We start from the raw sequence: 24,411 nt of genomic DNA, 5'->3' as shown, positions 1-24,411 counted from the left end.
ATTTCTTTTCCTGCCGGAAATCCACACCTAGGCGCTGGACAGGCAAGATTCCCATGCTATAACCCACGCGCTTTCACGGGACGCCCACGGCGCCCCCGAAATCCGGAGCGCGAGTTTTCGTTAGCCGGAACAGGCCCAGATAGCTCAGTTGGTAGAGCAGCGGACTGAAAATCCGCGTGTCGGTGGTTCGAATCCGCCTCTGGGCACCATTTTTCTCTTCAAATTTCACTTTTTAGATCGCCTCCGTCGGTTTGGCAGGATTGCTCCCTCATCTCGACTGGTGAAATGACTTTGCGCCCATCTCCTCCTATCCGGATTTAATTTGCTTGGTGATCCTGCATCCCTGGGGCAAACTTCCCAAGGGGCTGCAGGAGGTGAAATGAGAGCACGTGCAGCGACGCTCGGGGATTTGGAAGATGTATTCCACGGCCTGTCCAAGCGGATGTCGGACGAATACGCGGCAGCCGGCAAGGACAGCAAGATCGCCTACGACAATCTGATGATGAACCTGAAGGAAGGCCGGGCACACGCGCTGGTCGAGGGCGACAAGGCGGTGGCGATCATCGCCTGGCATGAGAACAGCGACGCCGCCGACACGCTGTTTGCCGCGCAGGAGGATTTCTTCCGGGCCTCGACCGTGCGTTTCTGCAAGCGGCATATCCGCCAGGTCCAGGCGCTCGCCGGCAACCTTCCCGTCCATTCACGCAGCTGGCTGCAGGGGCCCGATGTCGCGCGATGGTTCAGCGTCATCGGTTATGTCGAGCATGGCCGGGAGAACGGGGCCAATCTGTATGAGTTGCCGCCGGCGCGCGCGGCCTAGGCGCGCGGTTCGTCGCTTCACGGAAACGCCGAACCGCTCCATCTTTTTGTTTGATACAATTCCGGACGGAAAACCGCTACGCACTTTTCCTGGAATTGCTCTAGGCGTCCTGCCGCACCGCGAACGCCGCCTGCACCGCGCGGTTGACCGTCACCGGCAGGATCGACATGTGGTTTTCGCCGGCGTGCAATTCGAAGCTCGCATGGATGCCGAGAACCGTGTCAAGGCGCTCGGCCATGTCCCTGGCGAATTCGTCGGTGCGCGTGACCTTTTTCTGCGCCAGGCGCTTTTCCTCGTCCTCGGCTCCGATCTGGAACGGCGCCAGCCGCTCCGTCTCATACTCGCCCGCCGACAGGATCACATCGACTGTCAGGCCATCGGGGATATCGGCCTCAAAGGTTTCGAGAAAGCGGTCGATGGCGCGATCCTCCCAATAGATTGCGGGACTAGCCGCGATGAAGGTCCGGAACGACAGCGGGCGCGTGAACAGGGCGTAGAGCGCGAACAGGCCGCCGAAGGAGTGGCCGTAGAGCGCCTGGCGCGTCTCATCGATCCTGGCGCGCCCGGCCACCCATGGCTTCAGTTCGTCTTCGATGAAGCGCAGAAAGTCCCCTGCCCCGCCGGTCTTCACTTCGGGCGTGCCCTCGTAGAAGGGGGGATAGGTCTTGCCCGGCGGCGGGCCGAGGTCCCACGAGCGGCGCAGCGGATCGTAGGCACCTTCGACGGGATAGCCAATGGCGACGATGACGCCCCAGCCGACATTGGTGCCCGAGGGATAGAAGGCCTGCGCGCGCATGGCGTCGACCGCGGTGGCGATGACCGCGTTGCCGTCGGTCATATAGAGCACCGGCCAGCCGGCTTCGGGCGCCGGCCCGGATGGCACATGGATGAAGACCCGCCAGGGGTCGCCACCGTCTCTCGAAACAAGATCATGAACGGTGGTGTCGGCGATCAGGGCGGGTGCCGCCGTCGATTTCGGCATCGGTTTCCTCCTCGGAAGCAAAAACTCAGCGGCGGCGCAGCAGCCACATCAGCACCGGCCCGCCGATCAGCGTGGCGACGAGGCCGGCCGGGATCTGGCGCGGGAAGATGGCGGTGCGGCCGATCCAGTCGGCGCAGACCATGATCAGCGCGCCCACAAGCACGGCGCCGATGGCCTGCGGCAGCGCGCGGACAAGGCCCAGACGGCGGGCAAGATGCGGGGCCATCAGGCCGATGAAGGTCAGCGGCCCCACGACGAGGGTGGAGGCGGCGGTGAGCGCGGCGACCATCAGCAGCACCAGCAAGCGGGCTGCGCCGAGATTGACGCCGAGGCTCTGCACCGCGACGGCGCCCAGCGGCAGCATGTCCAGCCAGCGCATGAAGAGTGGCGCCGCCAGGAACAGGCCGAAGGCGATACTCGCCGTCAAGAGTGCGGAGGCGGCGTCGACACCATAGGTCGAGCCGGTCAGCCAGTTGAGCAGAAGCATGGCGCGCGGATCGCCGGTGGCGGTGAGAACCAGGATCAGCGCGTCGAACAGGGCCGTCAGAGCGACGCCGGCAAGCAGCAGCCGTTCCGGTGCATAGGCGGCACGACGGCCTATTGCCAGCGTCACCAGCAAGGCGGCGAAGGCGCCGATCGTGGCGGCGGCGATCTGCACCGGGCGGGTGGCGTCCGACAGCGAAAACAACGCCACCATCATGCCGAGCGCCGCGCCCGCGCTGATGCCGAGCACTTCGGGACTGGCCATCGGGTTGCCTGTCAGCCTTTGCATCATCAATCCGGCCAGCGCCAGCATGGCGCCGGCGGCAAGAGCGGCGGACACGCGCGGCAAGCGCCAGGACAGCAACGCCTGCAGCTGATCGCCGGAAGCGAATGTCCAGCCATCCGGTCCGGGCGCATAGAGCAGCGCCAGCGCCAGCATCACAAGCAGGAGCCCACCGATTGCCGCGAGCAGAAAAACGGGACGATGGACACGCCGCAACCGCTCCGCGCCGAGCGCCGGCGTTTCGGCGCCAAGCCCGAGACGCGGCAGCAGCCAGAGCAGCAGCGGCGCGCCGAGAAGAGCGGTGATGGCGCCAGTCGGGATCAGGTCGCCCTGCGGCCCGGTGGCGATCTGCACAGCCTGGTCGGCGGCCCACAACAGCGCGGCGCCGATCAGCGGCGCCATCAGCAGTTGCTGGCCGAGCCGGCGGGCACCACCGACGCGCGCCAGCGTCGCTGCTGCAAGACCGACAAAGCCGATAACGCCGACAGCGGCGACGACAAAGGCGATCAGGGCAACGGCCGCCGCCAGGCCGCCAAAACGATAGGCGGCGAGCGGGACGCCGAGGCTGCGCGCGCCTTCGTCGTCGAGGCCAAGCAAGGTCAGCGGCCTCACCATGAGGCCGATCGCCAGCGCGGCGGCGCCGAGGCGCGGCAGGAGCCACAGTGTCGCCGACCAGTCCTGCTGACCGAGCGAGCCGGCGCCCCAGATGAACAGGCTGGCCAGCCATTCATGCCGCAGCACCACCAGAGCCGCGCCGATGGCGCCGGCATAGAGGCTGACGACGAGCCCCGCGAGGACGACCGAAAGCGGCGACAAACCCTTGTGCCAGGAGAGCGCCAGCACCGCGCAGAGAGCCGCGAAGGCGCCAGCAAGCGCTACCCATTCGCGGCCGAACGCCAGCAGCGAGGGCGCCAGAAGCGTTGCCAGCGCCAGCGCCAGATAGGCGCCGGCCGAGACGCCCACGGTTTCGGGCGAGGCGAGCGGATTGCGCAGGACCTGTTGCAGCACGGTGCCGGCCAGTCCCAGCGCCGCGCCGCACAGGAGGCTGACGGCAAGCCTGGGCAGGAAGGCGTAGTGGACGAGCACCTGCCGCATGTCGTCCATATCCGGACTGGCGAGCGCAGAAGACCAATGCGCCGGCGGCAGCTGCACGAGCAGGTTGGAGACGGTCGCGGCAAGCGCGCCTGCCAGAAGCACGACGCAAAGCAGCGTCGCGCCCCAAGGCAAGCCACCAGACCGGCTAGGCGATGCATGCTGGGCGGGCGAGCGTTCGGCGTCGGACAGGGCCGCTGTCTGTTCAGCCACGGGCGCTCTCCGCCATCAATGCTTGCGCCAGCAAACGGGCAAACCGGCTTGCCGAGGGCAGCGTGCCGAACATCAGCACAGGCGGCAGGCGCATGATCGAGCGGTTGCGCACGAAAGGCATGGCGTTCCAGACGGGGCTCTCGGTCAGAGTGCCGCCCGCCCCTTCCGGCAGGGGTTCGAGATAGGCAAGGCGAGCATCGCTCGACGTCGCGAGCCCGTCTATGCCGACAGTGGCAAACCCCCAGTAATTGGTCTCCCCGGTCCAGGCGTTGCGGATGCCGATGCGGTCGAACACGTCCTGGAACAGGCTCATCCGGCCGTAGACGCGCACATTGCGCGGATCGAGGAAGTTGACGACGTAGACCGGCCGCGCCGAAAGCGGCGCCAGCTGGCGCCTGACATCGGAGAAATGCGCCTCCGTCGCCGCGATCAGCGCCTCGCCCTCCTTCTCCTTGCCGACAAGGGCCGCCAGCTGACGCGTCGCCTCGACCGCGCGTTGATAGGGCTGGCCATCAGGTGTGTAGATGCCGATCGTCGTCACCGGCGCGACCCGTTCGAGCAGCGGCTTGATGCCGTCGAGATAGGGGATCGAGAGGATGATGTCGGGGCGGAGCTGCTGCAGGAATTCGAGATTGGGTTCCAGGATCGTACCGATATCGGCGACCTCAGGCGGCAGGGGCGGCTCGACCACCCACTTTTCCCAGACCTCGCGATCGGCGACGGCGACCGGCGTGACATCGAGCATGAGGAAGGTCTCGGCCAGCCCGTCATCGAGGCAGACGATGCGCAGCGGTCGGGCTCCAGCAGCGCGCGGCATGACGCCGGCCAGGGGCAAAAACGCGGACAGCGCCAGCGCGGCGCGCCGGGTCATCACGCGTGAGCGGCCGGGTGCCCCTTCCTGACCAGTTTGCCGGTGTGTTTCCAATGTCGCGTCCCTGTCTGCGCACCACTGCCTCAAGCGGCCGTTCCCGGTTGACTATGAAACATGACTTTCATAGTCAACATTTAAGATGCGGCGGAGTGCAGGCAATCCGGCCGGCCTGTGCCGGGCACTGCGACTCCCCGCCGCAGCCGCGCAGGGGCGCCTGAAGCCGAATTGACCGGCGACATCATCTTTTCTCCGCATAGATCGCCTATGGATGGATGGCGGCTTGCCATCTGGTCGAGCTGCACTGGATCGCGGAAGTGATCTGGCCAGGAGCCCGAAAAAGCGGTGACAAGCGCTGCCGGAACGTGTTGAAGATGACAGCCGTTACGGTGAGCACTTACGATCGGGTTGCACTCGGCAGGTGTTGATGGTTTGTTGCCGGGCAGCGGAGAACGAGTGATGCGAGAATCCATCGGTCAAGACGAATACGGGTCTGCAAACCCTTTCGATCCGGACGATTTGCCGAATCTGAACGCGATCGGGCCGGGAATCGGCAACAATGATTTCGAGAAATACGCGGTCGCGGTGATCATCGTGTTCGGCGCCCTGATCATTGGCGGCCTGATGGCCGCGTCGATGACGTTCGGACACCGCAACGGCTTCCTGTTCGCATTGGGCGGCGCCACATCGGCCTGGATTTCCGGAAACGCGCTCCTGCTCGACCGGCCGCGCATCTACGCGGTGTTCGTCGGCATCGCCGCCCTGATGCTCATCGCATCGACCATCACGCTGGTGACCTGAAGGCCTCTTTTGATCTGAACGCCGCTTGCCGGGCCGTGGACCGGCACCCGCCCGGGAGCCGATCGCGATCTCAATATCCGAGCGCCTCGCCCGATGCGGCGCGGCTGTCGATGGCGCCGTTGTAACGCGCGCCGCCGCCCTTCTCGATCTCGCTCAGGCTTTTGCCGCCGACCAGAATACCCGCCGCCTGGCCCCAGGTCTCGTTGCCCAGGTCAAGGTGATAGCCCATCCCCGCCAACAGCCTTTCGGTGTCCGGTGAAAGGCCGAACGGCTCGACATAGATCGTGTCGGGCAGCCATTGGTGATGGATGCGCGGCGCGTCGATCGCTTCCTGGATGTTCATTCCGTGGTCGATGACATTGACGATGGCCTCGAGCGTAATCGTGATGATGCGCGAACCGCCAGGGCTGCCGATGACCATGAACGGCTTTCCGTCCCTGGAGACGATGGTCGGGCTCATCGACGACAGCGGCGTCTTCTTCGGCTGGATGGCATTGGCCTCGCCCTGGACGAGACCATACAGGTTGGGCACGCCCGGCTTCTGGGTGAAATCGTCCATCTCGTTGTTGAGCAGGATGCCGGTTCCGTCGGCGACGACGCCCGCGCCGAACGACCCGTTCAGCGTGTAGGTGACCGCGACCGCGTTGCCGTCCTTGTCGATGATCGAATAGTGCGTGGTCTCCTTCGACTCGCCAAAGCCTTTCGGCATCAGGTCCTTCGAGACGCCCGCACGGAACGGATCGATCTTGTCGCGGATATCCTTGGCGTAGGCCTTGTCCAATAGCTTCGAGACAGGATTGTCGACGAAATCGGGATCGCCCAGAGCCGAATTGCGGTCGACATAGGCGTGCCGCATGGCTTCCACCATGACATGCACTGTCTCGGCGGAGCCGGCGCCGAGATAGGACAAGGGATAGCCTTCGAGCACGTTGAGGATTTCGCAGATGATAACGCCGCCCGAGCTCGGCGGCGGCGAGGAGGTGATCTCGTAGCCACGGTAGTCGCACGTCACCGGCTTCAACTCGCGCACCGCATATTGCTCGAAATCCTGATTGGCCAGGATGCCGCCCTTGGCGCCGCTCGCCTTGACGATGGCATCGGCGATGGCGCCCTTGTAAAAGGCGTCCGGTCCCTTATCTGAGATCGCCGCCAGCGAGGCCGCAAGGTCCGGCTGCGCGAGCTTTTCGCCGATGCCGTAGGGCTTGTGGTCGGGCTTCAGGAAGATCGAGGCCGCTGCCGGGTCCTTGGCAAGCCGGTCGGCGCTTGCGGCAAAGGAGGCGGCGTCACCCTGGTTGAGGACGAACCCGTCCCGCGCATAGGCAATCGCCGGCGCCATCAGATCCTGCCTGGACAAGGTGCCGTATTTCTCGCGTGCCATTTCGAAACCGGCGACCGAGCCCGGAACGCCGACCGCGAGATAGCCGTCGAGGCTGGCGCCCTTCACTGGATTGCCGTCCTTGTCGAGATACATGGTTTTGGTGGCGGCCAGCGGCGCGCGCTCGCGGAAATCGAGGAAGGTCGACCGGCCGTCGGCAAAACGGATCGTCATGAAGCCGCCACCGCCTATATTGCCCGCGTTCGGATAGACGACGGCAAGCGCGTAGCCGACCGCCACCGCCGCGTCGATGGCATTGCCGCCCTTCTTCAGAACCTCGACGCCGACCTCGGACGCCAGATGCTGCGCTGTCACCACCATGCCGTGCTCTCCCTTGGCGGGAGCGGGCGAGGCTGCAAAGACTGCCGCGGATGGCGTCAGCGCTATTGCGAGCGAAAGAGTGACGCCAATCAGCGTCCGGCGGGTCAAGGGCATATCGGTGCTCCAGGTGCAGTGTACCTAGAAGAGCTACTTGGGGCGGCCGAGTCCATCATCAATATGGGCGAGCACATATTGATGTTCGCCCGCGGAGCTGATGATCTCCCCCACGTGGGAAATGCCCGGCAGGGCAGAGGGGGGGCCCCAAGGATCGCCGACCTTCGATACTTTGAAATCCAACTTCTGTGGGAACTGACTGAAAGGCTGGCGGGACAGCGCCCCTCTCTGTCCTGCCGGACATCTCCCCCACAAGGGGGGAGATTGGCTAATCTCAAACGATGCCGCCACTGCCGCCGGCGACCGCCGGACGTTCTTCCGCGACCTTGGCTCGATAGCCGGCCGCCCGGTAGACCGCGACCGGATCGATGGCGCCACCAGTGCGCAGGCGCGCCATGGCCAGGATCGGCTCGACGTCGGTGCGGTAGGCGGCCTTCAGCGTCTGCGTCGCCATGAGCGCGTCGTTGGCCTCCTGAAAACCTTCGAGCACCTTGCGGTCGACCAGCAGCGCCTGCACGTAGGCGCGCTGCACCTCGACCGCCGACAGCATGAGGCTCTCGATCGGATCGGTGACGTTATGGCTCTGGTCCAGCATATGAGCGGGATCGAATCCCTCGGCACCCGACAGTTCGGCGTCGACCAGTTCATTGAAGACCAGGAACAGCCGGTAGGGATCGATCGAGCCGGCATCGAGGTCGTCGTCGCCATATTTGGAATCGTTGAAATGGAAGCCGCCGAGCTTCTTGAACTGGATGAGCCGCGAGACAATCATCTCGATGTTGACGTTGGGCGCATGGTGGCCGAGATCGACCAGGCAGAATGCCTTGTCGCCCAGCTCCTTGGCAATCATGTAGTTGGTGCCCCAGTCCTGCACGACGGTGGAATAGAAGGCCGGCTCATACATCTTGTGTTCGGTGAACAGTTTCCAGCCGTCCGGCAGTCCGTCATAGACTTGCTTCATGGCATCGAGATAGCGCTCGAACGCCCTGGCGAAGTTGACCTGGCCGGGGAAGTTCGAGCCATCGCCGATCCACACCGTCAGCGCCTTCGAACCCAGCGCCTTGCCGATCTCTATGCATTCGAGATTGTGTTCGACCGCTTGCCTGCGCGTGCCGGCGTCGGCATGCGACAACGAGCCGAACTTGTAGGAACGTTCCTGGTCCTTAGCATCCGAGAAGGTGTTGGAATTCATCGCGTCGAAGCCAAGACCGAAGCGCGAGGCGGCCTGTTTCAGCCGCTTCGGATCGGCCTTGTCCCAGGGGATGTGGAGCGAGACGGTCGGGGTGGCCTGCGTCAATTGGCTGATGACGGCGCAATCCTCGATCTTGTCGAAGACGTCGCGCGGCTCGCCGGCACCGGGAAAGCGGGCAAAGCGCGTGCCGCCGGTGCCGACGCCCCAGGACGGGATCGCCACGCCGAATTTCTCCACCTTGTCGCGGATCGCATCGATGGCGATGCCGCGCCGGTCGAGGCGCTCGCCAAGTGAGGTGTAGTCGCGCTCGAGGTCGGCCTGGCGGGAGGCGTTGTCCTGTTCGATGACGTCGGCGGAGATGATCAATTCGGACACTGCAATTCCTCCCCAGTATGCGTTCGGTCGGCGCTGCCCCTCACCCTTACCCTCTCCCCGTGAAGAACGGGGAGAGGGGGTCGCCAGCGTTGGAGCGCTTCCCTTCTCCCCGTCACTATACGGGGAGAAGGTGCCGGCAGGCGGATGAGGGGCAGCGTCGCCCTCAAAACTATAGCTACCGCGTAAAACTTTGCGCGTTGCCGGCGTCGACGTTGATGATGTTGCCGGTCGATTTGGCCGACATGTCGGAGGCCAGAAAGTAGATCGCCTCGGCGATATCCTCGGGAAAGACCGAACGCTTGAGCATGGAGCGCGAACGGTAGTGCTCCTCGAGGTCGTCGGTCGACATCTTGTAGGCGGCGGCGCGCTGTTCCTTCCACTCTCCGGTCCAGATTTTCGAACCGCGCAGCACGGCGTCCGGATTGACGACATTGACCCTGATCTGCGCCTCGGCGCCCTCCAGAGCAAGGCAACGGGCAAGGTGGATCTCGGCGGCCTTGGCGGTGCAGTAGGCCGCCGCATTGGGCGACGCGGCAAGGCCATTCTTGGAAGCGACGAAGACGACATTGCCGCCGATCTTCTGCACGCGAAACAGCCGGAACGCTTCCCGCGAGACCAGGAAATAGCCGGTCGACAATATGTCCATGTTCTTGGTCCACAGCGCCAGCGTCGTCTCCTCGATCGGCGCCGAGGAGGCGAGACCCGCATTGGACACCAGGATGTCGATGCCGCCGAACTCGACCGCCGTCTCGGCAAAGCCGGCGATGACCTGCTCTTCCGAGGTCACGTTGATGAGCACCGGCCGGACGAAATCCTTGCCGTAGGCTTTCGCCAGTTCCTCGTTGGCGCTGGCGAGCGCTGTTTCATCGATGTCGGCCAGCACGACGCAGGCGCCTTCACGCAACAGGCGGTTGGCTGTCGCGCGGCCGATGCCGCCGGCGCCGCCGGTGACCAGTGCGATCTGGCCGGCCAGCGACTTCGGCTTCGGCATGCGCTGCAGTTTCAAATCCTCAAGCAGCCAGTATTCGATGTCGAAGGCCTCCTGCGCCGGCAGGCCGACATAGGACGACACGGTCGAGGCGCCGCGCATCACATTGATGGCGTTGACGTAGAATTCGCCGGAGATGCGGGCGGTGGCCTTGTCGCCGGCGAAGGTGAACATGCCGACGCCGGGCATCAGGTAGACCACGGCATTGGGATCGCGGATATCAGGCGAATCCGGATGCTTGCAGCTGTCGTAATAGGCCTGGTAGCCGACGCGATAGTCGGCAATGTCATCGGCGAGGCGCGCGATGACGGCGTCGACGTCGGGCTTTGCCGGGTCGAACTCGATGACCAGCGGCCGGATCTTGGTGCGCAAGAAATGGTCCGGGCATGATGTGCCGAGCGCCGCCAGCGGCCGCAAATCCCTGGAGTTGACGAATTCGAGCACGGCGGCGGAATCGTCGAAATGGCCGAGCTTGTGGGTCTTTTCCGAAATCAGCCCGCGGATTTTCGGCATCAGCTTGGCCGCGACGGCGCGGCGGGCGGCGGCGGCGAGCGACTTGACCACCTCGCCGCCGAAAATGGCGAGGCCTTCGGAACGCCGCTCGAACCACTCGATCGCCTGATTGATCACCGAGATCGTCGTCTCATAACATTCCTTCGGCGTGTCGCCCCAGGTGAACAGGCCGTGGCTTTCGAGGATCACGCCCTTGGCGGCGGGGTTCTCGGCGCAGAATTTCTCAAGCCAGAGACCGAGTTCGAAGCCTGGACGCTTCCACGGCAGCCAGCCGATGGCATCGCCGAATATCTCCCTGGTCAACGCCCTGGAATCCTTCGCCGCGGCGATGGCGATGATGGCATCGGGGTGCATGTGATCGACAAAGGGCCTCGGTACGTAAGCATGCAGCGGCGTGTCGATGGAGGCCGCGCGCGGGTTGAGGTTGAAGGTGCAGTGGGGGAGATAACCCACCATCTCGTCCTCGTGCTCGACGCCGCGATAAAGCCCCTTCAGCGCCTGCAGCTTGTCCATGTAGAGGGTGGCGAAGCCATCGAGCTTTATCGAGGCGCTGTCGCCGCCCGAGCCCTTGACCCACAGCACTTCCACGTCCTGACCGGTGAGCGGATCCTTCTGCCAGACCTTGGACGAGGTGTTGCCGCCGCCATAATTGGTGACGCGCTTGTCGGAACCAAGCGTGTTCGAGCGATACACCAGAAGTTCAGGACCGCTCATCCCCTCAGCCTTCGCGTCATCCCACAGATTGGCGAGGCGCGAGCCGGAGCGCTTGTCGAGCATAGGTATCCTCCCTGGGACGCGGAAAAGGCGCTGTCCGTTTGGCCGGAATGTCTACGCAAGCCGATCTGTTGTCAATCACAAACGATCAATATCGATCATATTGCATTGCACAATGAAATTATGTGATCGGAAATGATTGACACTGCTTGTTTTGGGTGCCTAGATACTCATGCAGGGAGGAACCATGCACGAAAAAGAGCGCCACAGGATCATTCTGTCCGCCGTCCAGGAAAAACCTGTGGTGACGGTTCAGGAGATGGTCGATCTGACGGAGTCCTCCGAGGCGACGATCCGGCGCGACATCGCGGCTCTTCACGTGCAAAAGCGCCTGCGCCGCGTGCGCGGCGGCGCCGAGGCGATCTCGCCGCCGCAGTTCATCGGACTTGCCGGCCGGCCCTTCTCCGTCAATGAAACGCTCAACGCCGCGCAGAAGCGCGCCATAGCGCGCGAGGCGGTGGAGCTGTGCAAGGACGGCGAGCCGATCATCATCAATGGCGGCACCACCACGTTCCAGATGGTGCATTTCCTCACCGGCCGCCGCATGCCGATCTTCACCAATTCGTTCCCGATCGCCGAGCACCTGCTCAAGCATTCGAAAAACACGGTGATGCTGTCGGGAGGCACGATCTACCGCGAGCAGAACATCATCCTGTCGCCCTTCGACAATGACGTGACCCGCAATTTCTATGCGCGCCGCATGTTCATGGGCGCTCAGGGGCTGGGGCCGCTCGGCCTGATGGAAGGCGATCCGCTGCTGATCCAGGCGGAGCAGAAACTGATCGACCAGGCAGACGAACTGGTGGTGCTGGTCGACTCCTCGAAGTTCCGCAAGCGCTCCAGCCTGATCCTGTGCGGGCTGTCGCGCATCGCGACAGTCATCACCGATGACGGCATCGAGGACCGCGAGGCAAAGATGCTGGAAACCGCAGGCGTGACGCTGATCGTCGCCCGCAAGTCGACCAAGGAAGAATCTTCACTGCAGGCCTGAGACACCCTCACGCCCGCAGCGGCGATGGAATGCAACACTCAAGGGAGGATATTCGATGAGCTTTTTGAAAAAACTGATGGTGACGGCCGCGTTCTCGGCCGCCATGTTCGTGAATGCCGCCTATGCCGAGAACGTCAAGATCGCGCTGGTGGTGAAGTCGCTCGGCAACGGCTTCTTCGACGCCGCCAACAAAGGCGCCGAGGAAGCGGCCAAGGAACTGGGCGATGTCGACGTCATCTATACCGGACCGACCAAGGCGACCGCCGAAGCGCAGATCGAGGTGATCAACTCGCTGATCGCGCAGAAGGTCAACGCGATCGCCGTTTCGGCCAATGACGCCGACGCGCTGGTGCCGGTGCTGAAGAAGGCCATGGAGCGCGGCATCACCGTCATTTCGTGGGATTCGGGCGTGGCAAAGGAAGGCCGCCAGCTTCATCTCAACCCGTCCGACACCGGCCTGATCGGCGAGACCATCATCAAGCTCGCCGCCGACTACCTGCCGGAAGGCGGCGACGTCGCCATCCTGTCCGCATCCTCGACCGCGACCAACCAGAATGCCTGGATCGAAGCGGCCAAGAAGGTGCTGCCGGAGAAATTCCCGAAGATCAAGCTTGTCGCCACCGTCTATGGCGATGACGATTCGGCCAAGAGCACGGACGAAGCCAAGGGCCTGTTGAAGTCCTATCCGAACCTGAAGGCGATCATCGCGCCGACCACCGTCGGCGTCGTCGCCGCCGCGCAGGTCGTCACCGACGAGAACCTGATCGGCAAGGTCAATGTCACCGGCCTCGCTCTGCCGTCCGAGTTCAAGAAGTTCATCGACAATGGCGCCAGCCAGGCGGTCGCGCTCTGGAACCCGATCGACCTCGGCTACTCCGCCATCTATCTCGCCCACGACCTGGCGGTGAAGAAGGAAGAAGCCAAGCCGGGCGCCACGCTGTCGATCGGCCGCGTCGGCAAGGTGACGCTCGACGACACCAACTCGGCCGCCATGGCGCCTCCCTTCCAGTTCGACAAGACCAACATCGAGAAGTTCTCCAAGATCTACTGATCTGGAGCGCCAATACCCTCCCCCTTGTGGGGAGGGTCGGCGAGGCGGTCTTGCGAAGCAAAACCGGCGAGACGGGGTGGGGTGGCGACATCTCCATGTGCCAGGACCTTGATATGCTAGTAGACCCCCACCCCGCTCACGTTGTTCGCGACCCTCCCCACAAGGGGGAGGGTAAAGTGGCTCCACGCCTGACGCTCTCCGGCATTTCCAAGACCTTTCCAGGCGTGCGCGCGCTGCACGATGTCAGCCTGTCGCTTTATCCGGGCCAGGTGACCGCACTGATCGGCGAGAACGGCGCCGGCAAGTCGACGCTGGTCAAGATCATGACCGGCATCTACCAGCCCGATGCCGGAACCATCAGCATCGACGGCAAGGCCGTCACCCTGCCCAGCGCGCATGCCGCCTTCGGCCATGGCGTCACCGCCATCCATCAGGAAACCGTGCTGTTCGACGATCTCAGCGTCGCCGAAAACATCTTCCTCGGCCATGCGCCGCGCACGCGGCTCGGCACCATCGACTGGCGCACCATGCGCAAGAATGCGCGCGAAGTGCTCGACACAATGCATGCCGGCCATATCGACGCCGATGCGCGGCTGAAGGACCTCGGCATCGCTAACAAACACCTTGTCGCCGTGGCGCGCGCCATGTCGATCGACGCGCAAATCGTCATCATGGACGAGCCGACGGCAGCCCTGTCGATGAAGGAGATCGAGGAGCTCTTCCTGCTGATCGAGTTCCTGAAGAGCGAAGGCAAGGCGATCCTGTTCATCAGCCACAAGTTCGACGAGATCTATCGCATCGCCGACCGCTACACCGTGTTCCGCGACGGCGAGATGGTCGGCGAAGGCCTGATCAAGGACGCCGCGCAGGGACAGATCGTGCGCATGATGGTCGGCCGCTCGGTCGACCACATCTTCCCGCAGCGCAAGGCCGAGATCGGCGCGCCGGTGCTGTCGGTTTCCGGCCTGTCGCATCCGACCGAATTCAACAATATCGGCTTCGAGCTGCACAGGGGCGAGATTCTCGGCTTCTACGGGCTGGTCGGCGCGGGACGCTCCGAGGTGATGCAGGCGATATCGGGTATCACCCGCACGTCGGCCGGCACGATCACGCTGGAAGGCAAGGCGTTGGCGCCGAAATCGGCCGCGGATTCGATCGAGGCCGGCATCGTCTACGTGCCGGAGGAACGCGGCAAGCAAGGCGTGGTGATCGGCCTGCCTATCTTCCAGAACGTCTCACTGCCCTCGCTCAAGCGCACCTCCAAATCCGGCATGCTGCGGCTGGCGGAAGAATTCTCGCTCGCCCGTTCCTACACCGAGCGCCTCGACCTGCGCGCTTCCTCGCTCAGCCAGGATGTCGGCACGCTGTCGGGCGGCAACCAGCAGAAGGTGGTGATCGCCAAATGGCTGGCGACCACACCCAAGGTCATCATCCTCGACGAACCGACCAAGGGCATCGACATCGGCTCGAAGGCCGCCGTGCACGGCTTCATGGCAGAGCTGGTGGCGCAGGGCCTGTCGGTGATCATGGTGTCGTCGGAACTGCCCGAAATCCTCGGCATGTCCGACCGGGTCGTGGTCATGCGCGAAGGCCTGGTCGCGGCGGTTTACGACAACAAGGGACTGGACGCCGAAACGCTGGTCAGGACGGCGGCGGGGATCGCGGCATGAAGGCCTTGCTGAAATACCGCGAACTCTGGCTGCTTGCGGCCATCGTCGTGTTGATCGGGTTGATCTCGACACGCTTCCCGGGCTTCGCCGATCCCGGCAATCTGCGCCAGGTGTTCAACGACACCTCGATCCTGATGATCCTGGCGCTCGGCCAGATGGTGGTCATCCTGACACGCTCGATCGACCTGTCCATGGCCTCCAATCTGTGCTTCACCGGCATGGTGGTGGCGATGCTGAACGCGGCGCATCCGGCGATCCCGATCCCGCTGTTGATCCTCATCGCGCTGCTGGTCGGCCTGGTGCTCGGCGCCATCAACGGGCTTCTGGTGTGGCGGCTCAACATCCCCTCGATCGTGGTGACTCTGGGCACGCTGACAATCTATCGCGGCGCCACCTTCGTCATCTCCGGGGGCGCCTGGGTCAACGCCGACAAGATGAGCCCTGATTTCATCGGCTTCCAGCGCGCCGCCTTCCTCGGCATACCGGTGCTGTCCTGGATCGCGATCCTGGTCATCGCGCTGTTTTTCGTAGTCATGACGCGCACCGCGCTCGGCCGCTCGTTCTATGCCATCGGCGTCAATCCGACCGCATCGGTCTATACCGGCATCGATGTCGGGCGCACGAAGTTCATCGTCTTCTGTATTTCGGGCATGGTCGGCGGCCTGGCCGGTTATCTCTGGATCTCGCGCTATGTGATCGCGTCTGTCGAGGTCGCCAACGGCTATGAGCTCAACATCATCGCCGCCTGTGTCATCGGCGGCATCTCGATCGCCGGCGGCATCGGTTCGGTCGGGGGCGCCGTACTCGGCGCGCTGTTCCTCGGCATCATCTCCAACGCGCTGCCGGTCATCAACATCTCGCCCTTCTGGCAGATGGCGATCTCGGGCAGCGCCATCATCCTGGCCGTCGTGCTCAACGCGCGCGGCGAGCGCCAGCAAGGCCGTATCATCCTGAAGAGAGCCGAGGCGGCATGACCGATACCCCTGCTCCACGCAATATACCCGATCGGCTCGACAGGCCCCTGAGCACGGCGGTCTTTTCCTGGGAAGCTTTGCTGGTTGTCGTGGCCCTGGCCATCTTTGCCATCAACAGCTTCGCCTCGCCCTATTTCCTCGACCCCTATTCGCTGTCGGATCTGACCTTCAACTTCACCGAGAAGGGCCTGATCGCTTTCGCCATGGCGCTGCTGATCATCTCGGGCGAGATCGACCTGTCGGTAGCCGCCATCATCGCGCTCGCCTCGACCCTGATGGGCATGGCGGTGCAGGCTGGCGCGGGAACGCCCGTGCTGGTGCTGATAGGCGTCACGGTGGGGCTGGCCTGCGGCGCTTTCAACGGGCTGCTGGTCACGCGGCTCGGCCTGCCCTCCATCGTGGTCACCATCGGCACGATGAGCCTGTTTCGCGGCATCGCCTTCATCATCCTCGGCGACCAGGCTTACAAGGGTTATCCGGAGAGCTTCGCCTTTTTCGGCCAGGGTTATGTCTGGTGGGTGGTTTCGTTCGAACTGGTGTTGTTCCTCGTAGCGGCCGTCATCTACTGGTTCCTCCTGCACCGCACGAGTTTCGGCCGGCGCATCTTTGCCATCGGCAACAACCCGGTGGCGGCGCAATTCTCCGGCGTGCGCGTCGGCCGCATCAAGTTCATCCTGTTCTGCCTGACGGGACTGATGTCCGGCATCGCCTCGGTGCTGATCACCTCGCGGCTCGGCTCGACCCGGCCTTCGATTGCCCAGGGCTATGAGCTGGAGGCCATCACCATGGTGGTGCTGGGCGGGGTCTCGATCCTCGGCGGCGCCGGCAGCATCCTTGGCGTGGTCCTGGCCGCCTTCATCATGGGCCTGGTCACCTTCGGGCTTGGCCTGCTCAATGTGCCCGGCATCGTCATGTCGATCTTCATCGGCCTGCTGCTGATCATCGTCATCGCCCTGCCGATCGTCTGGCGGCGGCTGCGTGGGTAACGGATGATGGCCGAAAAATACGCCTTCAAGATGAAGCTCAATCCCGGCATGAAGGCCGAATACAGGAAGCGGCATGACGAGATCTGGCCATCGCTGGTCGCGCTGCTGAAACAGGCCGGCGTGTCCGACTACTCGATCCATCTCGACGAGGAGACCAACATCCTGTTCGGCGTGCTTTGGCGGCGCGACGGCCACGGCATGGACGATCTGCCGGGAAATCCGGTCATGCGGCGCTGGTGGGCCCACATGGCCGACCTCATGGAAACCAGGCCCGACAACGAGCCGGTGGCCGTGCCGCTGGAAACAGTGTTCCATATGGAATGAGCACGCTGCGCCACATCGCCGTGATCGATATCGGGAAGACCAACGCCAAGGTGGCCCTGGTCGATCTCGCCGCGTCGAGCGAGGTTGCGTTGCGCCGCGCGGCCAACGCCCCGTTGCGGCAGGCGCCCTACCCGCATCACGATGTCGAGGCGCTGTGGACGTTCATCCTCAACAGCCTTGCAAGCCTCAATCGCGAGCAGCGCATCGACGCCATCTCGATCACCACGCATGGCGCGACGGGGGTACTGGTCGACGCGTCAGGCGAACTGGTGCTGCCGGTGCTCGACTACGAGTTCGACGGGCCTGACAGCCTGGCCGCGGACTATGACGCCGTACGATCGCCATTCGCCGAGACGGGGACGCCACGGCTGCCGGCCGGCCTTAATCTCGGCGCGCAATTCTTCTGGCTTGAGAAGCGGTTCCCGGCCGAGTTCGCCAGGGCGAAGGCGATGCTCATGTATCCGCAATACTGGGCGCTGCGTCTGACCGGCGTCGCGGCCAACGAGGTGACCTCGCTCGGCTGCCACACCGATCTGTGGAGGCCGGAGAAATCCGACTTCTCGCCGATGGTCGACGATCTGGGTTGGCGCCGCCTGATGGCGCCGGTGCGGCCTGCCAGGGAGCGGCTCGGCCCGATCCGGGCCGCGCTTGCGGCGCGCACCGGGCTCGATCCGCAGACGCCGGTCCTCTGCGGCCTGCATGATTCCAACGCCTCGCTGCTGCCGCACCTCCTGTCCGACGTCGCGCCTTTTTCGGTCGTCTCGACCGGCACCTGGGTGGTGTCGATGGCGGTCGGCGGCAGACAGGTCGCGCTCGATCCGGCGCGCGACACGCTGGTCAATGTCAATGCGCTCGGCGATCCCGTGCCGTCGGCACGCTTCATGGGAGGGCGAGAATTCTCGCTGCTAACAGCAGATAAACCACAGGACTGCAGCGGAAGCGAAGTGCTGGCAGTCCTGGCAAGGAAGATCTTGCTGCTGCCGTCGACCCAGCAAGGCTCGGGACCGTTCCCGCACCATGCCTCCGCATGGCTCGGCGCGGATGGCATCGGCAAAGGCGAGCGCTTCGCCGCCATCTCCTTCTATCTGGCGCTGATGACCGCCACTTGCCTCGACTTGATCGGCGCCGAAGGCCCGACCACGGTCGAAGGGCCGTTTGCCCGCAACCGGCTCTTCGTCGGCATGCTGGCCGCGGCGACAATGCGCACGGTGATCGCCTCCGAAGCCGCCACCGGCACCAGCATCGGCGCCGCATTGCTGGCGACGGATCAGGTCGCGGGGCATAGCGAGGGCGAACGAATTCAGCCGCCGGCGGACCCGGTCTGGGCCGGCTATGTCAGCGCATGGCGCGAAGCGGTCCGCGAGCAGGCCTGATCACAGGATGCCGGCGCTCCGCAAGCCGACATGATCTGCGATCCGATACGTTTATCCCTTGTAGATCAATCCTTGCGGATCAACCTCCGGCTTGCGGCCGGCGACGAGGTCGGTGATCAACTTGCCGGAACCGCAAGCCAGCGTCCAGCCAAGATGACCGTGGCCGGTATCGAGATAGAGGTTGCGGTATTTCGCCCGGCCGAAGACAGGCACCGAATTCGGCATCATCGGCCTCAGGCCCGCCCAGAGAAGCGCCTTTTTCTCGTCGAAAGCCCCCGGGAAAAGGTCCTTGCCGGTTTTCAGGATCGAGTTGAAGTCGCGCGGCTTGAAGCTGCGGTCAAAGCCGGTGAACTCCGCGGTCGATGACATCCGCAGCCGGTTGCCGAGGCGCGAATAGGCGAGAAGCTGATCCTCATCCGCCCCGCCCATGGTCGGTCCCTTGGTTTCGTCCTCGAGCGGCACCGTCATTGTGTAGCCCTTCACCGGATAGACAGGCAGGTCGATGCCGTAACGGCGGCCGAGCAGCCCGCTTTCCGGCCCCATCGAAATGACAACGGCATCAGCCGCCACCGGTCCAGCCGACGTCACCACGGCGCGAACCCTGTCACCGTCGATGTCCAGGCCTGTCACATTTGTGCCGAACAGGAAATTGACGCCGAGCTTTTCAGTGGCGTAAGCGGCCAACTTGTCGGCGAACTGCTTGGAATCGCCGGTCTGGTCTATCGGCGAATAGATACCACCGGCGATTTTTTCCTTCACGGCGGCAAGGCCCGGCTCGAGCTCAACCAGACGCTCGCGCCCAACGATCTCGATCGGAAGGCCGTGTTCCGCCAGGAAGCGGTAATTGTCGGTGCCGGAGTCGAGGCTCTTCTGCGAGCGAAAGAAATAGATGATGCCGCGTTTGCGTTCATCGTAGTGGATGCCGGTCTGCTCGGAAACGGCATTGATGCACTCGCGCGAATACAAAGCGAGCCGCAGTTTGACCCGCGTGTTGGCGCGCATGCGCGCCACGGTGCACTCACGCAGGAAGCGCAGGCTCCAGGCATAGAAATAGGGATCGAGGCTCGGCCTGACCTTGATGCCGAGTTCATGATTCCAGAGGCCGCGAAGAAAGGTCTTCAGCGCGGAAGGAGAAGCCCATGCGGTTGCATCGCCCGGCGAAACCAGGCCCGCATTCGATTGGCTGGTGCCGCGCGCCGCAGCCTCATGGCGTTCGATGACGGTCACCTCGTGCCCGTCGCTGGCAAGAAAATAAGCAGCCGCCGTACCGACGACACCGGCTCCCAGTACCAATACCTTCATTCCGCCCCCAAGGGATCAAATCGGGCGCCGCGCCACGCGTCGCTTCGACCTGTCCTCAATAGCGTGTCCCGGCAAGGCGCACGAGCCCTTGGCCCAACAGCTTGCCGGATCAGCCGCGCGCGGAGTTCTTGCCGGTCAGGATGCGCTCCCAGGCGAGCGCGTCGGCGACGATCTGGTCGAGATCGTCGCGTTGCGGGGTCCAGCCCAGTTCGGCGCGGGCGAGATCGGAATTGGCGACCACCGCGGCGGCATCGCCGGGGCGCCGATCGCCCATCCTGACCTCGAAATCATGGCCGAAGGCGCGCCGCACGCTGTCGATCACCTCCAGCACCGAATAGCCGTGGCTGTAGCCGCAATTGGCGACGAGGCTTTCGCCGCCGGCGCGCAGCCGCTCCAGGGCCAGACGGTGCGCCGCCGCCAGATCGCTGACATGGATGTAATCGCGCATGCAGGTGCCATCGGGCGTGGGATAGTCGGTGCCGAACACCTGCATGAAGGGCCGCTTGCCCAGTGCCGTCTCGCAGGCAACCTTGATCAGGTGGGTGGCGCCGGGCGTCGACTGGCCGGTGCGGCCCCTGGGATCGGCGCCGGCGACATTGAAATAACGCAGCGCCGTGTAGCGGATATCGTGTGCGATCGCGGCGTCGCGCAGCATCCATTCGCTCATCAGCTTGGACAGGCCGTAGGGCGATTCCGGCGCCAGCCGCGCATCCTCGCGCACCGGCTCCAGTCCGGCGCCGCCATAGACGGCGGCGGTGGAGGAAAAGATGAAATTCGGCACGCCTTCGCGCACCGCGGTCTCGATCAGCGTGCGTGTCTTCGACGTGTTGTTCTCGTAATAGGCAAGCGGGTCGGCGACCGATTCCGGCACCACGATCGAGCCGGCGAAATGGATGATGGCGTCGACCTTGTTCTCCCTGATGATCGAGCCGACCAATTCCTTGTCGGCGACATCGCCGACGACCAGCCTGGCTTCCGGCGCCACCGCCCACTCGAAGCCGGTGGACAGGCGGTCGAGAACGACCACGCTTTCGCCGGCATCCAGCAGCTCCCAGACCATATGGCTGCCTATGTAGCCAGCGCCACCTGTCACCAAAACCGTCATCCCAAGTCCTCGCTTACCCAAGATTTATTGGAAACTGTCTCAACCACCGCCTTACTGGAAAGCCCGCATCATGGCCATTACAACCCGGTAACCGGCGTTCACTTGATGTGGCATCGTGCTGAAACAAAAGTGATCCACAGAGCGTGTCGTGAAACGGGAATAGGCCATGATACGCCGTCGTTAGGAACAGGTGCGGGGCGTGGCATTTTGACCAAAATGGCCCGGTGGACGACCATTGGGGCAATCATTATTATCCCGCGCAAAACTGGGAAGCCGACATGAACTATCAGCGGTTCTTCGAGGAAGCGATCGACCAGCTCCATGCGGAGCGTCGCTATCGTGTCTTCGCCGATCTCGAGCGTATCGCGGGCAAGTTTCCGCGCGCCATCTGGCGCGCCAACGGCCGCGCCGAGGAAATCACCGTCTGGTGCTCCAACGACTATCTCGGCATGGGCCAGCACGCCGACGTCATCGCCGCCTTCCAGAACGCGGCGGGCAAGATGGGCTCGGGCGCCGGCGGCACCCGCAACATTTCGGGCACTTCCAACCCGCTGGTCGAACTCGAAGGCGAGCTCGCCGACCTACACGGCAAGGAAGCCGCGCTGGTCTTCACCTCCGGCTTCGTCTCCAACGAAGCGTCGATCTCGACCATCGCAAAGCTTCTGCCTAACTGCCTGATCATCTCGGACGAGCTCAACCACGCCTCGATGATCGAGGGCGTGCGCCGCTCGGGCGCCGAGAAGAAGATCTTCCGCCACAATGACGTCGCGCATCTGGAGAGTCTTTTGCAGGCGGCCGGCCGCGAACGCGCCAAGCTGATCGTCTTCGAGAGCGTCTACTCGATGGATGGCGACATCGCGCCGATCAAGGAGATCGTCGAGCTCGCCGAGCGCTACAACGCCATGACCTATATCGACGAAGTCCATGCCGTGGGCATGTACGGACCGCGCGGGGGCGGCATTACCGAGCGCGAGGGCCTGGCTGATCGCATCGACATCATCGAAGGCACGCTCGCCAAGGCGTTCGGCACGCTGGGCGGCTATATCACCGGAACCAGCGCGGTGATCGACGCAGTCCGCTCCTACGCGCCGGGCTTCATCTTCACCACGGCGCTGCCGCCGGCGATCGCCGCCGCGGCCACCACCTCGATCCGCCATCTGAAGCGCTCGCAGGCCGAGCGCGACGCCCAGCAGCAGCAGGCAAGCCGCACCAAGCAGATCCTCGCTGCCGCCGGCCTGCCGGTCATGGAATCGGCGACCCACATTGTGCCGGTGCTGGTCGGTGATCCCGAACTCTGCAAGATGGCCAGCGACCGCCTGCTCGGGGTGCACGGCATCTACATCCAGCCGATCAACTATCCGACCGTGCCGCGCGGCACCGAGCGGCTGCGCATCACGCCGACGCCGTTCCATTCCGATGCGCTGATCGCACAATTGCAGGACGCCCTGGTCGAGACCTGGGACGCGCTCGGCATCCCCTATGCAAGCTCCGGGCGTCCCGCTGTCGCAAAAAGCGACCGGATCATTCCGCTGCTGGTGCCCAAGTCGGGTGGCTGAAGCCGTCTGACGCTCTGGTCCGACGGCCTTCCGCTGCGGTTGACTCACCGGACCGGGTTTTCGTCCGGCTTCAGGTCAACTCAAACGGTCTTCATCCACGTCGCCAGCCTGTTCGCCGCTTCCTCAAGCTGGTCGAGGCGGCGGTGGAAGCACAGCCGCAGGAAGGCCTCGCCGCCGGGACCGAAGGCGGTGCCTGGCGCCAGGCCGACATTGGCCTTGTCGACGATCTCGAAGGCGGCTGCCCGCGAATCGGTGATGCCGTCGACCGTAAAGAACAGATAGAAGGCGCCCTGCGGCACGGTGAAACGCGCTTTACCGGTGTCACCGAGAATGCCGCAGACGAGGTCGCGCGCCTTCCTCGCCCGCTCCACCTGCTCGGCAACGAAGGCATCGCCCTCGTCAAGGGCAGCGACCGCGCCACGCTGCATGAACTGGGCGACGCCCGAGTTCGAATACTGGATCAGGTTCTCGAACACCTGCTGCAGGCTCGGATGCGTCTTGATCCAGCCGACGCGCCAACCGGTCATTGCCCAGTTCTTGGAAAAGGAGTTGACGAACAGGATGCGGTCCTCTGTTGTCGCGATGTCAAGGAAGGACGGCGCACGGCCCTGGCCGTAGTGGAACAGCGAGTAGATTTCGTCGGCGATGATCCACAGGTTCCGGGAGCGGGCTAGATCGAGGATCGCCTGCAAGGTCTCGTGGTCGGCGGTCCAGCCGGTGGGGTTCGACGGCGTGTTGATGAACAGGGCCCTGGTGCGCGGCGTGATCGCCGCGGCGATCTTCTCGACATCGCAGGACCAGCCGTTGCCGGAATGGTCCAATGTGACCGCCACCGGCACCGCCCCCGAAATACCTGCGGCCGCATCGAAATTCGGCCAGGCCGGCGAGAGGTAGACGACCTCGTCCCCGGCACCCGCGAGGGCGGCCAGCGCCAGCTGGATGGCATGCATGCCGGAGCCGGTGACGATGAACTGCTCTTCGGGGAATGTCTTGCCGAAATGCCTGATATAGTAGCGGGCAAGCGCCTGCCTGAGATCGGGAATGCCCCTTTGCCAGGTGTAGAACGTCTCGCCACCCGCCAGCGCCTTCGACGCGGCGTCGGTGATGAAGGCAGGGGTCGGAAGGTCGCCCTCGCCGGCCCAGAGCGGTACCAACCCCTCGCGGAGCCGCCCGTAGTTGACGACGGCGACGATGCCGCTTTCCGGTGCAGCCAGGGCCGCGGGGCGCAAGGTCTCGATCAGGCTCATGGACAAATCCGTTTTCCCTTGGGGTTGCCGCTCTTTATCAGAAGCGAAAACAGAAAACCCCGGCCGTGAATGGCCGGGGTTTTGGTCCAGCGATGGCGGCTGGGCTACTTCCTGGCGAGGAGATCGCGAATTTCGGTCAGCAGCGCGACGTCGGCAGGCGGCGGCGCAGCGGCGGGCGCGGGCTTTTCGGCCTCGAGCCGCCTGCGCAGATTGTTCACCGCCTTGACCATCAGGAAGATGATGAAGGCGAGGATGAGGAAATTCAGCACCACGGTGATGAAGCTGCCATAGGCGAACACGGCGCCCTGCTTCTTGGCGTCGGCCAGGGAGGTGGCCGTCACCGCGGCGGACAATCCGAAGAAATAATTGTTGAAGTCCAGTCCGCCGAAGATCGCTCCGACGATCGGCATGATGATGTCGTTGACCAGGGAATCGACGATCTTGCCGAATGCCGCGCCGATGATGACGCCGACGGCCAAGTCCATCACATTGCCCTTGGAAATGAATTCCTGGAATTCTTTCAGCATTAGACCCTCCTTGTCGTGACCGGCCGCACTGCCGTTCCCACCTTCCGGCACCGACCACGCACACCATAACAAAAACCTTTGGTTGCAACATGGGTAAATAGCGGAAAACAA

General features: G+C 63.9%; 20 protein-coding genes and 1 tRNA gene. 11 read left to right on the top strand and 10 right to left on the bottom strand.

From position 1 onward, the window contains the following. Window positions 1–133 precede the first annotated feature (133 nt). Both FFS37_RS03570 and FFS37_RS03565 read left to right on the top strand, forming a co-directional pair. Window positions 134–209 (top strand) — tRNA-Phe (locus FFS37_RS03570). 170 nt (window positions 210–379) lie between these two features. Next, the gene (locus FFS37_RS03565) at window positions 380–820 is read left to right on the top strand and encodes a hypothetical protein (RefSeq protein WP_137929540.1); all 441 of its coding nucleotides are present in this window, start codon (window positions 380–382) and stop codon (window positions 818–820) included. A gap of 100 nt (window positions 821–920) precedes the next feature. On the opposite strand, the gene FFS37_RS03560 is transcribed toward FFS37_RS03565, so the two are convergent. Genes FFS37_RS03560 through FFS37_RS03550 form a run of 3 tightly spaced genes read right to left on the bottom strand, consistent with a single transcriptional unit; the run spans window position 921 to window position 4,744 of the window. Beyond that, window positions 921–1,802 carry an alpha/beta hydrolase gene (locus FFS37_RS03560; RefSeq protein ID WP_137929539.1) on the bottom strand — a complete coding sequence of 294 codons (882 nt, stop codon included), beginning with the start codon at window positions 1,800–1,802 and terminating at the stop codon, window positions 921–923. Window positions 1,803–1,827: 25 nt separating this feature from the next. Beyond that, a complete protein-coding gene (gene fhuB / locus FFS37_RS03555) occupies window positions 1,828–3,873 on the bottom strand; it encodes a Fe(3+)-hydroxamate ABC transporter permease FhuB (protein WP_137929538.1) in 2,046 nt (681 codons plus the stop codon). Then, complete coding sequence (locus FFS37_RS03550; protein WP_137929719.1) at window positions 3,866–4,744, bottom strand: ABC transporter substrate-binding protein; 879 nt, start codon at window positions 4,742–4,744, stop codon at window positions 3,866–3,868. Before FFS37_RS03550 ends, fhuB begins: the two co-directional genes overlap by 8 nt. 456 nt (window positions 4,745–5,200) lie before the next feature. On the opposite strand from FFS37_RS03550, the gene FFS37_RS36110 reads away from it, so the two are divergent. Further along, window positions 5,201–5,542 (top strand): hypothetical protein, encoded by a 342-nt coding sequence (locus FFS37_RS36110; RefSeq protein WP_137929537.1) that lies wholly within the window; start codon window positions 5,201–5,203, stop codon window positions 5,540–5,542. A gap of 70 nt (window positions 5,543–5,612) precedes the next feature. On the opposite strand, the gene ggt is transcribed toward FFS37_RS36110, so the two are convergent. From ggt to FFS37_RS03530, 3 genes are all read right to left on the bottom strand, one after another. Beyond that, window positions 5,613–7,352 carry a gamma-glutamyltransferase gene (gene ggt, locus FFS37_RS03540; protein WP_137929536.1) on the bottom strand — a complete coding sequence of 580 codons (1,740 nt, stop codon included), beginning with the start codon at window positions 7,350–7,352 and terminating at the stop codon, window positions 5,613–5,615. 274 nt (window positions 7,353–7,626) lie between these two features. Beyond that, entirely contained in the window at window positions 7,627–8,919 is a 1,293-nt protein-coding gene (gene rhaI, locus FFS37_RS03535; protein ID WP_137929535.1) for an L-rhamnose catabolism isomerase, read from the bottom strand. A 175-nt stretch (window positions 8,920–9,094) separates the two neighbouring features. After that, entirely contained in the window at window positions 9,095–11,197 is a 2,103-nt protein-coding gene (locus tag FFS37_RS03530; RefSeq protein WP_137929534.1) for a bifunctional rhamnulose-1-phosphate aldolase/short-chain dehydrogenase, read from the bottom strand. A gap of 184 nt (window positions 11,198–11,381) precedes the next feature. Here FFS37_RS03530 and FFS37_RS03525 point away from each other — a divergent pair, with 184 nt between their 5' ends. From FFS37_RS03525 to FFS37_RS03495, 7 genes are all read left to right on the top strand, one after another. After that, window positions 11,382–12,185, top strand: a complete 804-nt coding sequence (locus FFS37_RS03525; RefSeq protein ID WP_027145694.1) for a DeoR/GlpR family DNA-binding transcription regulator — start codon at window positions 11,382–11,384, stop codon at window positions 12,183–12,185. 55 nt (window positions 12,186–12,240) lie between these two features. After that, the gene (rhaS, locus tag FFS37_RS03520) at window positions 12,241–13,236 is read left to right on the top strand and encodes a rhamnose ABC transporter substrate-binding protein (RefSeq protein WP_137929533.1); all 996 of its coding nucleotides are present in this window, start codon (window positions 12,241–12,243) and stop codon (window positions 13,234–13,236) included. 113 nt (window positions 13,237–13,349) lie between these two features. After that, entirely contained in the window at window positions 13,350–14,906 is a 1,557-nt protein-coding gene (locus FFS37_RS03515) for a sugar ABC transporter ATP-binding protein (protein ID WP_232375555.1), read from the top strand. Then, window positions 14,903–15,880 (top strand): ABC transporter permease, encoded by a 978-nt coding sequence (locus tag FFS37_RS03510; RefSeq protein ID WP_137929531.1) that lies wholly within the window; start codon window positions 14,903–14,905, stop codon window positions 15,878–15,880. The genes FFS37_RS03515 and FFS37_RS03510 overlap by 4 nt, the downstream gene beginning before the upstream one ends. Beyond that, a complete protein-coding gene (locus FFS37_RS03505) occupies window positions 15,877–16,866 on the top strand; it encodes an ABC transporter permease (RefSeq protein ID WP_137929530.1) in 990 nt (329 codons plus the stop codon). Before FFS37_RS03510 ends, FFS37_RS03505 begins: the two co-directional genes overlap by 4 nt. Window positions 16,867–16,872: 6 nt before the next feature. Further along, window positions 16,873–17,190: an L-rhamnose mutarotase gene (gene rhaM, locus FFS37_RS03500; RefSeq protein WP_137929718.1), complete on the top strand. Its 318-nt coding sequence runs from the start codon at window positions 16,873–16,875 to the stop codon at window positions 17,188–17,190. Then, entirely contained in the window at window positions 17,187–18,563 is a 1,377-nt protein-coding gene (locus tag FFS37_RS03495) for an FGGY-family carbohydrate kinase (protein WP_137929529.1), read from the top strand. The genes rhaM and FFS37_RS03495 overlap by 4 nt, the downstream gene beginning before the upstream one ends. Before the next feature lie 51 nt (window positions 18,564–18,614). Here FFS37_RS03495 and FFS37_RS03490 read toward each other — a convergent pair whose 3' ends face one another. Beyond that, the gene (locus FFS37_RS03490; protein ID WP_137929528.1) at window positions 18,615–19,865 is read right to left on the bottom strand and encodes a D-amino acid dehydrogenase; all 1,251 of its coding nucleotides are present in this window, start codon (window positions 19,863–19,865) and stop codon (window positions 18,615–18,617) included. Window positions 19,866–19,974: 109 nt separating this feature from the next. Further along, entirely contained in the window at window positions 19,975–20,970 is a 996-nt protein-coding gene (gene galE / locus FFS37_RS03485; protein WP_137929527.1) for a UDP-glucose 4-epimerase GalE, read from the bottom strand. A 278-nt stretch (window positions 20,971–21,248) separates the two neighbouring features. Between galE and hemA the strand changes: the two genes are divergently transcribed. Then, entirely contained in the window at window positions 21,249–22,526 is a 1,278-nt protein-coding gene (gene hemA, locus FFS37_RS03480) for a 5-aminolevulinate synthase (RefSeq protein ID WP_137929526.1), read from the top strand. 80 nt (window positions 22,527–22,606) lie between these two features. Here hemA and FFS37_RS03475 read toward each other — a convergent pair whose 3' ends face one another. Together FFS37_RS03475 and mscL are read right to left on the bottom strand one after the other, a co-directional pair. Further along, complete coding sequence (locus FFS37_RS03475; RefSeq protein WP_137929525.1) at window positions 22,607–23,773, bottom strand: pyridoxal phosphate-dependent aminotransferase; 1,167 nt, start codon at window positions 23,771–23,773, stop codon at window positions 22,607–22,609. A 104-nt stretch (window positions 23,774–23,877) separates the two neighbouring features. Next, entirely contained in the window at window positions 23,878–24,300 is a 423-nt protein-coding gene (gene mscL / locus FFS37_RS03470) for a large conductance mechanosensitive channel protein MscL (protein ID WP_137929524.1), read from the bottom strand. Window positions 24,301–24,411 lie beyond the last annotated feature (111 nt).

The sequence above is a fragment of the Mesorhizobium comanense genome, assembly GCF_005503535.1.
GTDB lineage: Bacteria > Pseudomonadota > Alphaproteobacteria > Rhizobiales > Rhizobiaceae > Mesorhizobium > Mesorhizobium comanense.
Note: the sequence above shows the minus strand (reverse complement) of the source record. Positions and strands in the feature narration are given on the sequence as shown.